The sequence below is a fragment of the Emcibacter sp. SYSU 3D8 genome (genome assembly GCF_039655875.1).
Classification (GTDB): domain Bacteria; phylum Pseudomonadota; class Alphaproteobacteria; order SMXS01; family SMXS01; genus RI-34.
This window is the reverse complement of record NZ_JBBYXK010000001.1, coordinates 70,790-85,677: the sequence shown is the minus strand read 5'-3', so window position 1 is coordinate 85,677 and position 14,888 is coordinate 70,790. Positions and strand designations below refer to the sequence as shown.

The following is a 14,888-nucleotide window of genomic DNA, read 5'->3' as shown; positions in this document are numbered from 1 at the left end:
CCTGGAGACTTTGCCCATGTCGAGACTGCTCGCGATCGCGCTGCTGGCGTCATCCGTCCTCACGGCCCCCGCTCTGGCCGACACCGCGCCCACCTGCAAGGCCAGCCCGAAGGTCGTCGACAAGTGCATGACCTTCTATGGCCGCCTGTCCGTCTACACCGGCAGCCCGGCGATCCGCCTCTGGCCGGTCGGCACCAAACAGCTTTACGGCGTGCGTGGCACGGGCGACGATCCCGAGAACCTGGTGCTGCCCGAGAAGCTGCGCGACATGCTCGCCACCAACCCGATCGAGATCAACGGCAAGTGGGAAGTGTGTCCGCTCGAGCCGGCGCGCCCCAACCAGCTGCGCAGCGTGTGCCTGGAAGGCGCCACCGAGCTTAAGCCGGTGCCACGTACTCCGGTCGCTCCCTAACTGAACTTCCCGCTCGACGCGAAGCCGCGCGGCACCATGCGGCCGGCCTGGGCCCGATTGCCGGTCCAGTCGAGCAGGTTGGTTTCCGTCCGTGTCCGCTCGCCCGAGGCCCAGGTGAGTCCATCCGCGTGGTTGAATACCTTGGCGTCGGCGAGGCCGCCATCCTTGTACTTCTGCAGGGTCAGGCCGCGGCCGCGCGCCATTTCCGGCAACTGGTCGCGCGGGAACAACAGCAATTTCCGGTTCTCGCCCACCACCGCGACCGTATCGCCCGTGGCAGCCACGCAAATCTTCGCCTTCACCTTGCCGTCGACGTTCAGCACCTGCTTGCCGTTCTTGGTCTGGGCCAGCGCGCTATCGGCATCGACGATGAAGCCGCGCCCGTCCGAACTGGCCACCAGCAGCTTGGCGCCCGCCGTGTAGGGCATCGCCACGATCACATCGTCGGTGGCCGGCAGGTCGATCATCAGTCTGACCGGCTCGCCCATGCCGCGCCCGCCCGGCAACTTGTCGCAGCCCAGCGTGTAGAAGCGGCCATTGCTGGCGAACAGCAGCAGCTTGTCGGTGGTCTGGACGTGCACCTGGAAGGCCGGTCCGTCGCCGTCCTTGAACTTGATTTCGGACGCCTTGTCGACGTGTCCTTTCAGGGCGCGGATCCAGCCCATGCGCGACAGGATCACCGTTACCGGCTCCTTTTCGATCAGCGCCTCGGGTGTCGCGATATCGACGGACGCCGCCTCGCCGAACAGGGTGCGGCGCGCGCCCAGTGGCGTGTCCTTGCCGAAGCGCTTGCGCAGCGCGTCCAGCTCCAGCCGGATCGCGAAGCGTTGCTTGGACGGGCTGTCGATCAGCGCGACAAGCTCGGCCTGCTCGGATTCAAGGCCGGCAAATTCCTTGAGCATGCCCTCTTCCTCGAGCCGGCGCAGCGAGCGCAGGCGCATGTTGAGGATGGCGTCGGCCTGGACGTCGTTGAGCTCGAAATGCGCCATGATCACGGGTTTCGGCTCGTCCTCGCGGCGAATGATGGCAATCAGTTCGTCGAGGTTGAGAAACACGATCATGTAGCCGCGCAGGATTTCCATGCGCCGCTCGATATTACCCAGCCGGAAGCGGGAACGGCGGACCCGAACCTCGATCCGGTGATCGAGATAGGCCTGCAGCGCCTCCTTGAGCGACATGACCCCGGGCACCTGGTCCTTGTCGAGCACATTGAGGTTCAGCGGAACCCGGGTCTCGAGCTCGGTCAGCTTGAACAGGCTTTCCATCAGCACCGCCGCATCCACGGAGCGCGCGCGCGGCTCCAGCACGATGCGCACCTCTTCCGTCGATTCGTCGCGCACGTCGGCCAGCAGGGCGGTCAGCTTGCGGTTGTTGATCAGGTCGGCGATCTTCTCGATCAGCTTGGACTTCTGGATCTGGTAGGGGATTTCCGTGACCACGATCTGGTAGGTGCCTCGGCCCTGGTCCTCGATCTCCCACTTGGCGCGCAGCCGGAATCCGCCGCGACCGGTTTCGTAGGCGCGGGCAATGCTGTCGGCCGGCTCGACACAGATGCCGCCGGTCGGAAAGTCCGGCCCTTTCACATGGACCAGCAATTCCGCGGTGGTCGCGGTGGGATGGGCCAACAGATGCTGCATGGCCAGGCTGAGTTCGTCCACATTATGCGGCGGAATGCTGGTCGCCATGCCGACGGCGATGCCCTGCGAACCGTTCGCCAGCAGGTTCGGGAAACCGGCGGGCAGGACCATCGGCTCCTCGTCGAGGCCGTCATAGGTCGGGCGGAAATCGATCGCGTCCTGGTCGAGACCCTCGAGCAGCGCCTCGCCGACATGGGTGAGCCGCGATTCGGTGTAGCGCATGGCGGCGGCATTATCGCCATCGATATTGCCGAAATTGCCCTGGCCGTCGATCAGCGGATAGCGGACGGCAAAGTTCTGCGCCAGGCGCACCAGCGCGTCATAAATCGACTGGTCGCCATGCGGGTGGAACTTGCCCATGACGTCGCCGACGACGCGGGCGCACTTCTTGTAGCCGGAATTCGGATCGAGCCGAAGCTGCTGCATCGCGAACAGCAGCCGCCGGTGCACCGGTTTCAGGCCGTCGCGCACGTCGGGCAGCGAGCGCGCCATGATGGTTGAAAGGGCATAGGACAGATAGCGCTCGCTCAGCGCATCGCCAAAGGGCACGTCGCGGATATTGTCGCCGCCGGCCGCTGGAGGGGTCAGTTCGTTCATACGCCGAATATAGCAGGACGGGCGTTTTTCGCCACCAGATGATGTGGGTTTTCCCCGGCAGATTAACGCCGCAGCAGCGCGACAAACCTGTCCCGCGCGGGCGGCAGCCGCATCTTGCTGGGCACGTAAACGTTCCGCTCCAGGAAATAGCCGGTCAGGTCGAATGCGGCCACCATGTCCTCGAGCGTGGGGTCGGTCAGTGCCGGTAGCGGCAGCAGGCGATCGGCGTATTCCCCGGCCCCTGCCCGGCTCACCGCCCGGCCGGTACGCGGCGAGACAAAGACCAGCTCATCGGTCTGGCCGGTGACGGCGCACGAGGTCAGATCGAGGCCGTAGCCAAGCGCGCCGAGCACGCCCAGTTCCCAGGAGACCAAGGCGGCCGCGACGTGCGCGATGTCGGCGCCGTCACGCAGCAGCCCGATCACCGGCAGGGCCGCAAGGAATATTTCGGGATGGCCCTCGCGCTCGGGCAGCGCGGTCGAGGCCACGGCGCACAGCGAGGCCAGCGCCAGCAGCCGCGGCGGATCGGACAGGACGGACGCCGCATTGGCGTCGATCAGCTCCAGCGTCGCGGTGCCAAGGTGTTCGGCCAACCGGCCTCGCCAGGTGACGGCGACCCGGTTTCCCGCCTGCATGACACCCCGCATGCGGCCGCCCGATCCGCCGCGCACCAACCCCTTGTGTCGGCCGTGCGCGCGGGTCAGCAGCTCGACGATGACGGAGGATTCGCCGTGCTTGGCGGCGCCGAGAACCAGGGCTTCATCCGTCCACTCCATCGTGCCTCAGTCGCTGTAATCGAGGCCCATCTCGCGGTAGCGCTCGCGCTCGTCGCCCCAGCCCTTGCGGACCTTGACGTTCAGGAACAGGTGCACCTTCCGGTCCATGATCTGTTCCATCTCGCGCCGGGCCGCCTCGCCGATCTCCTTGATGGTCTGGCCGCCCTTGCCGATGACGATCGGCTTCTGGCTGTCCCGCTCGACGAAGATCACCTGGTGCACCGTCACCGAGCCATCCTTGCGCTCTTCCCAGCTTTCGGTTTCGACCGTTGCCGCATAGGGCAGCTCCTGGTGCACCCGCAGGAACAGTTTCTCGCGAGTGATTTCGGCACCCATCAGGCGCAATGGAATGTCGGAAAGCTGGTCTTCGGGATAGAGCCAGTGGCCGACCGGCGCGCTCTCGGCAAAAAACCGCTTCAGGTCGTCGATGCCGTCGCCGGTCGGCGCCGAGATCATGAAGATGCGGGTGAACAGCCCGGTCTGGTTGAGCTCGTCGGCCAGCGACAACAGGGAATCGCGCGGCACCAGATCGATCTTGGTCAGCAGCAGCACCGCCTTGCGGCCGATTTCCTTCAGGCCGTCGAGAACGAGGCGGACTTCCGGATCGATCCGCTTCCTGGCGTCGACCAGCAGGCAGACCACGTCGGCATCAGCCGCGCCCCAGGCCGCCGCCACCATGGCCCGGTCAAGCCGCCGCCGGGGCGCGAAGATGCCGGGCGTGTCCACATAGATGAGCTGGGCGTCGCCCTCGATGGCGATACCGCGGATGCGGGTCCGCGTGGTCTGCACCTTCTGGGTGACGATGGAGACCTTCTGGCCAACCAGCGCGTTGAGCAGCGTGGACTTGCCGGCATTCGGCGCACCAAGCAGCGCCACGAAGCCGCATCTTGTCTTACTTTCAGTCATTCGGTTCCGTTCAGTTTGTCCAGCAGGCTCCGGGCCGCCAGTTGTTCCGCCGCGCGCTTTGAAGGGCCCTTGCCCGTGGCTTGATGCTTCCTGCCGACACTGACGCCGACGGTGAATTCAGGTTCGTGCGCCGGCCCCTCGCGTGCGATCTCGCGGTAGGATGGCGCTGCCATGCCGCGGCCCTGCGCCCATTCCTGCAGCAGGGTCTTGGCGTCCTTGTCCTTCAGCGCTACGCCTGCGACGAGGTCTTGCCAATGTTTTTCGACAAAGGCATGAGCCGACGCGAAGCCGGAATCCATGAACATGGCGCCGATCACCGCCTCGCAGCAATCTGCCAGGATCGCCGGCTTCTCACGGCCGCCATTGTCCTCTTCGCCCGTCGACAGCCTCACGAACCGGTCGAGACCCAGCCTGACCAGGATGCGGGAAAGCGTTTCCTTGCGCACCAGTTCGTTGAACCGGATCGCCAGGTCGCCCTCGTTGAAGGCGGGATAATCGCGGTAGAGCCGCTGGGCGATGATGGCGCCCAGAACCCGGTCGCCGATGAATTCGAGGCGCTGGTAATTCGGCACGCCACTGCATGACGGGTGAGTCAGCGCCTGCTCCAGCAAGGCCGGGTCGGCGAAGCGGTAGCCGAGCAGCGTGTAGACTTCTTCCAGATCGCGCGCCATCACCCGATCAGATTGAAGATGCGGCCGTAGCGGATCGCACCGAACCAGTTCCAGGGCTTCCACAGCGGCGCGTCGCAATACTGGCCGCAGGTGGAGAAGAACAGGATATCCGCCCGGCCCACCAGATTTTCGGCCGGCAGATAGCCAACGCCCGCCTGTGTCGAGAACCGGCTGTCGGCCGAATTGTCGCGGTTGTCGCCCATGGCGAAATAGTGCCCTTCCGGCACCAGGAACGGGCCCAAATTGTCGGCGGCGGACTCGATGCAGTCCTTTGTGCCGGGGAAATAAGCGCAATCGAGGGTGTTGTAGCTGACGCCGTTGGGCAGCGTCTCGCGCATCTGCTTGTAGATCAGGTTGCCGCCTTCGATCCCCGCCTCGCCCATGGAGAAATCGGCTATCTGCTCGCGCTTCACCGGCTGGTCGTTCAGGTACAGCGCCCCGCCGATCATCTCGATCTTGTCACCGGGCAATCCCACGATGCGCTTGATGAAATCGGTCTTGTTGTCGGCCGGGCGTTTGAAGACGGCCACGTCACCGCGCGTGACCTGCTGCTCCAGGATACGGCCATTGAACGGAATGATGCTCATCGGCAGCGAATGCTGGCTGTAGCCGTAGGAGAACTTCGACACCAGCAGATAGTCGCCAATCCACAGGGTCGGATACATCGAGCCGGAGGGAATATTGAACGGCTCGTACGCAACCGTCCGGAACGCCAGGGCGATCAGCACCGCGACGACGATGGTCGACACGAATTCGGAGAACGCCGACTTCGCCTTGGGCTTGGCTGGCTTTGCCCCCTCGCCGGTCGGGGTCTCGCTCAATGGCTCTGACATGCTGGCCTTCTCGTGGATGGTAGGTACGGATTATTTCAACAGCGCGGCGTATTCGGCCGGCACTGCGGTGATCAGGACGATGGCCTGGGCCAGCGGAAAATCATCGGTGATCGTCAGATGCACCTGCGCCACCATGCCGGGCGGCGTCATCTGCTCCAGCCGCGTCCTGGCGCCGCCGGTCAACTCCATGGTGGGCCGGCCCGACGGCAGGTTTACCACGCCCATGGTGCGCCAGTGAACGCCGCGTCTGATGCCCGTGCCCAGCGCCTTGGAACAAGCCTCCTTGGCAGCGAAGCGCTTCGCGTAGCTGGCGGCCCGGTTCATGCGGCCATCGGATTTCTTCTGTTCGACCTCGGTGAACACGCGCTCGACGAAGCGCTGGCCAAAGCGCTGCAGCGACTTTTCCACCCGCCGGATATCGATAAGGTCGTTGCCCAGGCCGAGAACGATCATCGGATGCTCCGCCGTCCGGCGTCCATCAGCGACCGCATCTGCCGGATCACCGGCTCCAGCCCCTGAAAGATCGCCTCGCCAATAATGAAATGGCCGATGTTGAGCTCGACCACGTTGGGAATCGCCGACACCGCCTCGACGGTTTCGAAATTGAGGCCGTGGCCCGCGTGACACTCCAGCCCGAGGCGCAGCGCCAGCGCCGCGGCCTGCTGGATGCGCGCAAGCTCACGCTGACGTTCGGCGCCGGTCGCCTTGGTATACGGTCCCGCATGCAGTTCCACGATGTCGGCGCCGACCATGCGGGCCGCCTCGACCTCGCGGGATTCCGGATCGATGAACAAGGACACGCGGATGCCCTGATCCTGCAGCCTCGCCACATAGGCCTTGAGATGGTTCATCCCGGCATGAACCGCCAGGCCACCTTCGGTCGTCAGTTCCTGACGCTTCTCCGGCACCAGGCAGCAGGCCTGCGGGAGGATTTCCGACGCGATGCCGAACATTTCGTCGGTCGGCGCCATCTCGAAGTTGAGGGGCAGGCCCACATCCTTGAGCAGCCGCATGTCGGCATCGCGTATGTGCCGGCGATCCTCACGAAGATGCGCGGTTACGCCGTCGGCGCCCGCCCTGGCCGCAAGGCGTGCCGCCTCGACCGGATCCGGGTGGATGCCGCCGCGCGCGTTGCGCAGGGTTGCCACATGATCCACGTTCACGCCCAGCCTGATATGTTCGACCACGTCTAGCTCCGCACCCGCTCGACGGTGTCCACTACAGTCAGCGTGCGCAGCGCCGCGATGATCTCGGTCAGGTGCTTGACGTCCTGAACCTCCAGATCGATCAGCATCGTGTACGCCTTCATGGTGCGCTCAGTGAGCTTCAGGTTGGTGATGTTGCCGTGATTCTTGCCGATCAGGGTGGAAATCTTGCCCAGCGCGCCGGGTTCGTTCTGCGACCTCACCTCGATCGACGACAGGTGATAGCCGTGGCGTGCCGCATCGGCTTCCCATGCGAGATTCAACCAGGCGTCCGGATCCTCCGTCGCGGTGCCCAGCGACTCACAGTCGATGGTGTGGACGACCACGCCCTTGCCCGGCGTCACCACACCGACGATGCGGTCGCCCGGCACCGGATGGCAGCAGGTGCCGAGTTGCATGGCAACGCCCGGATTGGCGCCGCTGACCGGGATCGCCTGCGGGCCATCGCCCGGCAACGGATCGCCAGCCATGCGGCGGCGCTCGCGCCTGTTCTTCTCGCCGGGAAATTCGGCCTCGAGCACCTGTCGCACGGTGACGTTGCCGCGCCCCACTTCGATCAGCAGGTCATCGACCGACTTATGGCCCAGCGCCCGCGAGGCAGGCTCCAGCGTCTGGTCCTGCAGATTGTAGCCCGCGCGGATGAAGGCGCGTTCGACGAGCTTCTGCCCCAGCTCGAAATACTCGTCGCGGCCCTGCGAGCGCAGAAACCGGCGGATCGCGGCGCGGGCGCGCCCCGACGCAACAATGCCTTCCCACGATGGCGACGGTGTCTGCGCCTTGGAGCGCACGATTTCCACCTGATCGCCATTGGTGAGTTCGGTCGACAGCGGCACCATGGTGCCGTTGACCTTGGCGCCGACGCAGGTATGGCCCACGTCGGTATGCACCATGTAGGCGAAGTCGATCGGCGTGGCGCCATGCGGCAGGGTGATGAGGTCGCCCTTGGGCGTGAAGCAGAACACCTGGTCGCTGTAGAGGTCGATCTTGGTGTGCTCGAGAAACTCCTCGGGGCTTTCGGCATTCTCGAGCATCTCGATCATGTGCCGCAGCCACCCGAACTGGCTGCCATCGAGTTTCTGGACGTCCTGCTTGTAACGCCAGTGCGCCGCGACGCCGTAGGTGGCGATGGCGTGCATGTCGCGCGTACGGATCTGGATTTCGATGCGCTGGCGCTCGGGCCCCAGAACGGTCGTGTGCAGCGAGCGGTAATTGTTCGGCTTGGGATTCGAGATGTAGTCCTTGAACCGGCCTGGCACCACGCGCCAATCGCTGTGCGCCGCGCCCAAGGCCCGGTAGCACGCGTCTTCGTCCTCGACGATGACGCGGAACGCCATCACGTCGGAAAGCTGCTCGAAGCTGACGTTGTCGCGCTGCATCTTGCGCCAGATGGAATAGGGCTGCTTCTGCCGGCCGAACACCTCGGCCTCGAGACCGGCCTGCTTCAGCCGCGCCTCAAGCTCGTGGGTGACGCGTCCCTGGATGTTGCCGGCCTTCTCGGTAAGGAAGTTGAGACGGGCAACGATGGATTCGCGTGCATCCGGATTGAGGTAGAGGAACGCCAGGTCCTCCAGCTCGGTCTTCATGGCCTGCATGCCGATGCGCTCGGCAAGCGGCGCATAGATCTCGACGGTCTCCAGGGCGATGCGGCGCCGCTTGTCCACGTTCTTGATGAAATGAAGCGTCCGCATGTTGTGCAGCCGGTCCGCCAGCTTGACCAGCAGCACCCGGATGTCCTTCGACATCGCCAGTACGAATTTGCGGAAGTTCTCGGCCTGCTTGGCGTCCTCCGAGGACAACTCCAGCTTCGACAGCTTGGTGACGCCGTCCACCAGTTGCGCGACCTCCACCCCGAACAGGGATTCCACCTCTTCATAGGTGGCGACCGTGTCCTCAAGCGTGTCGTGCAGCAGGCCGGTGACGATGGTCGCGTCATCGAGCCGCATGTCGGTCAGAATGCCGGCCACTTCAAGCGGATGGAGGAAATAGGGATCGCCGGACGCGCGTTTTTGCGCGCCGTGTGCCCTCATCGAGAACACATAGGCACGGTCCAGCAGCTTTTCATCTACATTGGGGTCGTACGCGCGGACGCGCTCGACAAGCTCGTACTGCCGGATCATGCCGTTGCTTTCAGCAGTGTCCGGTCGGTACGCCGGATATTACAGGTCTTCGTCTCCGTCCGCATTCAGTTCGTCAGCGCCGTCGATGTTCATCTCCTGCTCGACCTCGTCGACGACGATGTCGGAGAACACCTTGTTCAGGTTGTCGGCAGACAGTTCTTCATGCACGGCCGAAAGCTGACGTCCGGCAAATTCCCGGCTCAACTCGTCTTCTTCAGGCTCGTCACGCTCGACATAGCGTTGCATGGTGCGGATACGCGCCTCGCGCAGTTCGTCCGGCGTGATGGTGCCATCGGCAATCTCGCGCAGTGCCACGACCGGGTCCTTGTCATTGTCGCGCTCGATGGTCAGCGGGGCGCCGGACGAAATTTCACGGGCGCGCTGGGCCGCGAGCAGAACGAGCTCGAAGCGGCTTGGAACCTTCTCAACGCAATCTTCAACGGTAACGCGGGCCATAAAGCCACTCCTGGTAACAACTGCCGGGACGAAGGACCGTTACATAGGGACATAATGGGTCAAAAGCAACATTTACAACCGTGTGACGCCATACGGATCGGGCAGGTCACCTATGAGCGCATCGATGCTCCTGCCGGTCTCCGGATGCCGCCAATCAGGGGCGACATCCCGCAACGGCACAAGAACGAATCGCCGGCAATGGGCGCGCGGATGGGGCAGTGTCAGGCCTTCGCCATCCGGGGCGATCACCAATCCACCGTAATCGATGAGGTCCAGGTCGATCAGCCGGGCCTCATTGCGGTCGACGCGGACCCGTCCAAAATCCGCTTCGACCCGGTGCAACAGGGCGAGCAGGTCGGCGGGCGCCAGATCGGTGCGCACCTGGGCGACGCCGTTGACGTAATTCGGCTGGTCGGACCGCGGTTCCGGTACGGTTTCGTACCAGGGAGAGCGTTTCACAACCGTCACGCCCGCACGCCCGATGGCAGCGAGAGCGGCCTCCAACGTGGCCGCCGGAGCGCCGTGATGCGAGGGAAGATTGGCGCCGAGGGCGACATAGATAGGACTGCTCATACCTGTCACAATCGCTTGATACCGACCACCTACTGTCAAAATTACACTTCCCTTGCCCGGTGCAGACGCATATTTTCGCTTGGGAAACCCTAGCCAGGTTTTCGACGCGTACCACGCATCAGCCAAAAGACGCATTATTTCCAGGAGTGGCATTTATCATGATCTTCTATCCGAACGAACGTATTGCTCTGTTCGTCGATGGCTCGAACCTGTTCGCCGCCGCGCGAACCCTGGGCTTCGACATCGACTACCGGGCGTTGCTCAACGAGTTCTCAAGCAAGGGGCACCTTGTGCGGGCGCTCTATTACACCGCGATCCTCGAAGACCAGGACTTCTCGCCGCTGCGGCCGCTGGTCGACTGGCTCGACTACAACGGCTTCACCGTCGTCACCAAACCCGCCAAGGAATACATCGACTCCACCGGTCGCCGTAAGATCAAGGGCAACATGGACATCGAGATTGCGGTGGACATCATGAGCCTGTCCGAGCACATTGATCACATCGTGCTGTTCTCGGGTGACGGTGACTTCCGCCGCCTGATCGAGGCCGTGCAGCGCCGCGGCAAGCGCGTCTCGGTCGTCAGCACCCTGCAGACCCAGCCGGCCATGGTTGCCGACGAACTGCGCCGTCAGGCCGACAGCTTCATCGAGCTGGCCGATCTGGCGCCGGTGATCGCGCGCGATCCCGCAGCCCGCGCCCAGTCGCAGGCCAACCGCGCCGCCCGCGAGCATGCCGCCGCCCCGACCGCTCCGGCGGAGGCAGAAGACGTGAACGCCTGAGCGTAAGCTCGGCTTCAATCACATGTCGACAGGCGCAGCCGCCAGCCCATCCAGGGATTGTCCGATTTGTCCCAGGCTGGTCGACCTGCGCCTGTCGCTTCGTGAACAGCACCCCGACTGGTTCAATGCCCCGGTCCCGTCGTTCGGCGACCCGGCGGCACGGCTGGTCATTGTCGGACTGGCGCCCGGCCTCAACGGGGCCAATCGCACCGGTCGTCCGTTCACCGGCGATTATGCCGGCGATCTGCTCTATGGGACGCTGATCGCACTGGGGCTTGCAAAGGGCGAATACCGGGCCGACCCGCAAGACGGGCTGATGCTCGAAGACTGCCTGATCACCAACGCGGTGCGCTGCCTGCCCCCCGCCAACAAGCCACAGCCCGACGAAATCAAAGCCTGCCGCCCGTTCCTGACCGGCCAGATCGACGCGGTGCCTACGGCCCGTGCACTTGTCGCCCTGGGCCGCATCGCCCATGAAAGCGTGGTGCGATCGTTCGGCGGGAGGATGAAGGATTATCCGTTCGGCCACGGCACGCCGCACCTGCTGCCCGGCGGCCTGCGGCTGTTCGACAGCTATCATTGCAGCCGCTACAATACCAATACGGGCCGGCTGACCGAGGCGATGTTCGTTGATGTCATGACGGCGGCCAGGGACTTCGCCCAGGCCTGAGCCCTCACGAATACCGCTCTTCCTTCCACGGATCGCCCTCGTTGTTATAGCCACGCTCCTCCCAGAAGCCCGGCTTGTCCCGCGCCGAGATCTCGATGCGCCTGATCCATTTGGGCGACTTCCAGAAATAATATTGCGGGATCACCAGACGCACCGGGCCGCCATGCTGGCGTGAGATCGGCTTGCCCTCCCAGCGGTGGGCGAGCAGCGCATCGGGTGCGGCGAAGGCCTCCAGCGTCACATTGGTGGTATAGCCGTCATAGGCATGCATGATCACATGTCGCGCGGCGGCCTTCGGCCGGATCAACTCCAGAATATGCGCGGTGCTGACGCCTTCCCAATGATTGTCATAGCGCGACCATGTGGTGACGCAGTGGATATCAGACACGTCCTCGAACACCGGCTGGCTGAGGAAGTCCTGCCATTTCCATTCCTGAGGCTTTTCCACGAGACCGTCGATCACCAGCTTCCATTTGTCGAGCGGCACGTCGGGCTGAATGCCCAGGTCCAGCACCGGCCAGTCCTGCGTCAGCCGCTGGCCCGGCGGCAAACGCTGGGTGCGGTCCGCCATGGCCTGGTTGCCGGTCAGCAGGCGGCCGTCCCGCGCCCATTCCTGTTTGCGGCGGATCAGCTTCTGCTTGATCTCGCCGTACATCTCGATGCCGTCGTCATCCGCCATGAACCACCTCTTCATATTCGACCTGTTATATCGTGATTTCCCCGCTGACGGTTACACCCTGAATTACGGTATGAGAGACATGCACAGCAGGAACGAGACATGATCCCGGCCCGGTGGCGGCCCATGAACCCGGCCGATATTGCCGCTGTCGATGCCATCGCGGCGGCAATCCATATGGCGCTGCCGGAACAGGCATTCGTCTTTGCCGAACGACAGCGGCTCTATCCGGACGGCTGCTTCATCCTGGAGATGGATGGCGATCCGGCCGGCTATGTCATCAGTCATCCCTGGTATTATCTGCGCCCGCCATCGCTGAACGTGCTGGTCGAGCGCATCCCCGACGACGCGTCGACCTATTATATCCACGACCTGGCGTTGCTGCGGCGGGCACGGCGCACAGGCGCCGGATCGGCGATTGTCCGGACGCTCGTCGCTCATGCCCATGCCGCCGGTCTCCCGAACCTCTCGCTGATCGCGGTCTATGACGCGGCCGCCTTCTGGCGTGGGCACGGCTTTCAACGCGTCGACGACCCGGCGCTGACCCGGCAGCTGGCCGGCTATGGCGCCGAGGCGAGCATGATGGTCCGGCCGCTCCAGAAGCAGCCATAATCAGCAACGGTGACCGGCCGCTCGCCGGCCCGGATTCAGAAAACGGCCATCCACCGGAACCGGCGACAATTCCGTATCGTTCCCGTCATGAACCCGCGGCCAGGACGGCTGCAGGCCAGAATGGGAGACATCCATGCGCATCGTGCCAATCGCCGCGGCCCTTGGGGCCGCCATTGCTCTCGCCGGCTGCGCCGGCGACGGCCACCACGATTCCTATGTCAGCTACGAAGCCTACGACTACAACCGCCCGGACCCGCGTTACGGCTATTACGATGCCGGCGCCTATTACCGCGAGGACTCGCGCCGCTATCGTGAACGCCGCCTGACCAGGGACGACCGGCTCTACCGGGGGCGCGACGGCCGCTACTATTGCCGCCGCTCGGACGGCACCACCGGCCTTATCGTCGGCGGCGTAAGCGGCGCGGCGCTTGGCGCGGTCATCGCACCGGGTGGTTCGGAAGCTCTTGGCGCCATCATCGGCGCAGGCGCTGGCGCCGCCATCGGACACGAAGTGGACCGCGGCAACGTTCGCTGCCGCTAGACGGGGGGCAAGCCACCAACCGGCTTGCCCTAACCCCTCGCCCGCAGCAGCCGGGCCTTCTGCTTTTGCCAGTCGCGTGCCTTTTCGGTCTCGCGCTTGTCGACCACGTTCTTGCCCTTGGCCAGGCCCAGTTCCAGCTTGGCCATGCCGCGATCGTTGAAATACAGCTTCAGCGGCACGACAGTCATGCCGTTGCGGCGGATCGCCTGGGACAGCTTGTCGATCTCGCGGCGACGCAGCAGCAGCTTGCGCGGCCGCCGCGTCTCGTGGTTCATGTAGCTGGCCTGGTTGTATTCGGGGATATAGGCGTTCACCAGAAACATCTCGCCGTCCTTGGCCTCGGCATAGGACTCGGCGATGTTGGACTGGCCCAGCCGCAGCGACTTCACCTCGGAGCCGTGCAGCATGATGCCGGCCTCCAGCGTTTCCTCGATGAAATAGTTGAAGCGCGCCTTACGGTTCTCGGCGACGATCTTGCGAACCGGTTCTTCCTTCTTCTTGGCCATCAGAGCAGCCTGGCATGTTCCATCGCCGCGCGCACGATCTCACGGGTGGGCTGGGTTACCTGTACCAGCGGCAGACGCACATCCTCCCGGCACTTGCCGAGCAGGCTGGCCGCGTATTTCACGGGCGACGGGCTGGTCTCGACGAACAGCGCGCTGTGCAGCGGCATCAACTGGTCCTGCAGCTCCAGCGCGCGGCCGAAGTTGCCCTGCAGCGTGGCGTGCTGGAACTGCGAAACCAGGCGCGGCGCCACGTTGGCGGCAACCGAAATGCATCCCACCCCGCCATGAGCGTTGAAACCGAGCGCGACGCCGTCGTCACCGCAAAGCTGGATGAAGTCAGGCCCGATCTTCCAGCGCTGGAGGCTGGGCCGCGTCAGGTCGCCGGCGGCATCCTTGACGCCGATGATGTTGGGCAGCAGGGCGAGCCGCGCCATGGTCTCGACGGTCATGTTGACCACCGACCGGCCGGGAATGTTGTAGATGAAGATCGGGATGTCGACCGCCTCGGCGATCGCCTTGAAGTGCGCGTAAAGGCCTTCCTGGGTCGGCTTGTTGTAATAGGGCGTCACCACCAAAGCGGCATCGGCACCGGCCTGCTTGGCATGATGCGTCAGCTCGATCGCCTCGTCGGTGCTGTTGGAGCCCGTGCCCGCCATCACCGGCACGCGGCCGGCAGCGGCCTCGATGCACAGCTCCACGACCCGCCTGTGCTCGTCATGGCTGAGAGTCGGAGACTCGCCGGTCGTGCCAACCGGCACGAGCCCGTTCGTCCCTTCGTCGATCTGCCATTCGACGAAAGCCTGAAACGCCGCCTGATCCACCTCACCGTCCTTGAACGGGGTGATCAGCGCCGTGATCGAACCTCTGAACATTCTTTGTACTACCGGATAAGGATGCCGCTGTGGCGGCGAACATAAGCAT

The 14,888-nt window shown here is 64.3% G+C and carries 17 protein-coding genes and 1 pseudogene; 5 read left to right on the top strand and 13 right to left on the bottom strand.

Annotated features, from left to right (window positions below):
- Positions 1 to 16 precede the first annotated feature (16 nt).
- A complete protein-coding gene (locus WJU21_RS00405) occupies positions 17 to 412 on the top strand; it encodes a hypothetical protein (RefSeq protein ID WP_346321405.1) in 396 nt (131 codons plus the stop codon).
- On the opposite strand, the gene parC is transcribed toward WJU21_RS00405, so the two are convergent.
- The 10 genes and pseudogenes from parC to folK form a co-directional block, all read right to left on the bottom strand.
- On the bottom strand, positions 409 to 2,646 hold the full coding sequence (gene parC / locus WJU21_RS00400) for a DNA topoisomerase IV subunit A (protein WP_346321404.1): 2,238 nt from the start codon (positions 2,644 to 2,646) through the stop codon (positions 409 to 411). The two genes, WJU21_RS00405 and parC, sit on opposite strands and share 4 nt — an antisense overlap.
- 62 nt (positions 2,647 to 2,708) lie before the next feature.
- Positions 2,709 to 3,422 (bottom strand): DNA repair protein RecO, encoded by a 714-nt coding sequence (gene recO, locus WJU21_RS00395; protein WP_346321403.1) that lies wholly within the window; start codon positions 3,420 to 3,422, stop codon positions 2,709 to 2,711.
- A 6-nt stretch (positions 3,423 to 3,428) separates the two neighbouring features.
- A complete protein-coding gene (gene era / locus WJU21_RS00390) occupies positions 3,429 to 4,328 on the bottom strand; it encodes a GTPase Era (RefSeq protein ID WP_346321402.1) in 900 nt (299 codons plus the stop codon).
- Entirely contained in the window at positions 4,325 to 4,999 is a 675-nt protein-coding gene (rnc, locus tag WJU21_RS00385; RefSeq protein WP_346321401.1) for a ribonuclease III, read from the bottom strand. Before rnc ends, era begins: the two co-directional genes overlap by 4 nt.
- Positions 4,999 to 5,832, bottom strand: a complete 834-nt coding sequence (gene lepB / locus WJU21_RS00380) for a signal peptidase I (RefSeq protein ID WP_346321400.1) — start codon at positions 5,830 to 5,832, stop codon at positions 4,999 to 5,001. The genes rnc and lepB overlap by 1 nt, the downstream gene beginning before the upstream one ends.
- A 30-nt stretch (positions 5,833 to 5,862) precedes the next feature.
- The gene (gene acpS, locus WJU21_RS00375) at positions 5,863 to 6,282 is read right to left on the bottom strand and encodes a holo-ACP synthase (protein WP_346322423.1); all 420 of its coding nucleotides are present in this window, start codon (positions 6,280 to 6,282) and stop codon (positions 5,863 to 5,865) included.
- The gene (locus tag WJU21_RS00370) at positions 6,282 to 7,019 is read right to left on the bottom strand and encodes a pyridoxine 5'-phosphate synthase (protein WP_346321399.1); all 738 of its coding nucleotides are present in this window, start codon (positions 7,017 to 7,019) and stop codon (positions 6,282 to 6,284) included. Before WJU21_RS00370 ends, acpS begins: the two co-directional genes overlap by 1 nt.
- A gap of 2 nt (positions 7,020 to 7,021) precedes the next feature.
- Positions 7,022 to 9,154 carry a bifunctional (p)ppGpp synthetase/guanosine-3',5'-bis(diphosphate) 3'-pyrophosphohydrolase gene (locus WJU21_RS00365; RefSeq protein ID WP_346321398.1) on the bottom strand — a complete coding sequence of 711 codons (2,133 nt, stop codon included), beginning with the start codon at positions 9,152 to 9,154 and terminating at the stop codon, positions 7,022 to 7,024.
- 207 nt (positions 9,155 to 9,361) lie between these two features.
- Positions 9,362 to 9,610 (bottom strand): annotated as a pseudogene (gene rpoZ / locus WJU21_RS00360) (DNA-directed RNA polymerase subunit omega); the annotation flags it as partial.
- 72 nt (positions 9,611 to 9,682) lie between these two features.
- Positions 9,683 to 10,183: a 2-amino-4-hydroxy-6-hydroxymethyldihydropteridine diphosphokinase gene (gene folK / locus WJU21_RS00355; RefSeq protein ID WP_346321397.1), complete on the bottom strand. Its 501-nt coding sequence runs from the start codon at positions 10,181 to 10,183 to the stop codon at positions 9,683 to 9,685.
- Between the two features lie 158 nt (positions 10,184 to 10,341).
- Between folK and WJU21_RS00350 the strand changes: the two genes are divergently transcribed.
- Both WJU21_RS00350 and WJU21_RS00345 read left to right on the top strand, forming a co-directional pair.
- On the top strand, positions 10,342 to 10,962 hold the full coding sequence (locus WJU21_RS00350; protein ID WP_346321396.1) for an NYN domain-containing protein: 621 nt from the start codon (positions 10,342 to 10,344) through the stop codon (positions 10,960 to 10,962).
- A gap of 22 nt (positions 10,963 to 10,984) precedes the next feature.
- A complete protein-coding gene (locus WJU21_RS00345) occupies positions 10,985 to 11,632 on the top strand; it encodes a uracil-DNA glycosylase (RefSeq protein WP_346321395.1) in 648 nt (215 codons plus the stop codon).
- A 4-nt stretch (positions 11,633 to 11,636) separates the two neighbouring features.
- Here the strand turns inward: WJU21_RS00345 and WJU21_RS00340 are convergent, their stop codons facing one another.
- The gene (locus WJU21_RS00340) at positions 11,637 to 12,311 is read right to left on the bottom strand and encodes a sulfite oxidase-like oxidoreductase (protein WP_346321394.1); all 675 of its coding nucleotides are present in this window, start codon (positions 12,309 to 12,311) and stop codon (positions 11,637 to 11,639) included.
- A 99-nt stretch (positions 12,312 to 12,410) separates the two neighbouring features.
- Here WJU21_RS00340 and WJU21_RS00335 point away from each other — a divergent pair, with 99 nt between their 5' ends.
- Together WJU21_RS00335 and WJU21_RS00330 are read left to right on the top strand one after the other, a co-directional pair.
- Complete coding sequence (locus WJU21_RS00335; RefSeq protein ID WP_346321393.1) at positions 12,411 to 12,920, top strand: GNAT family N-acetyltransferase; 510 nt, start codon at positions 12,411 to 12,413, stop codon at positions 12,918 to 12,920.
- A gap of 133 nt (positions 12,921 to 13,053) precedes the next feature.
- The gene (locus WJU21_RS00330; RefSeq protein ID WP_346321392.1) at positions 13,054 to 13,461 is read left to right on the top strand and encodes a hypothetical protein; all 408 of its coding nucleotides are present in this window, start codon (positions 13,054 to 13,056) and stop codon (positions 13,459 to 13,461) included.
- 29 nt (positions 13,462 to 13,490) lie between these two features.
- Here WJU21_RS00330 and smpB read toward each other — a convergent pair whose 3' ends face one another.
- Together smpB and dapA are read right to left on the bottom strand one after the other, a co-directional pair.
- The gene (smpB, locus tag WJU21_RS00325; RefSeq protein WP_346321391.1) at positions 13,491 to 13,967 is read right to left on the bottom strand and encodes an SsrA-binding protein SmpB; all 477 of its coding nucleotides are present in this window, start codon (positions 13,965 to 13,967) and stop codon (positions 13,491 to 13,493) included.
- Complete coding sequence (dapA, locus tag WJU21_RS00320; RefSeq protein WP_346321390.1) at positions 13,967 to 14,839, bottom strand: 4-hydroxy-tetrahydrodipicolinate synthase; 873 nt, start codon at positions 14,837 to 14,839, stop codon at positions 13,967 to 13,969. The genes smpB and dapA overlap by 1 nt, the downstream gene beginning before the upstream one ends.
- Positions 14,840 to 14,888 lie beyond the last annotated feature (49 nt).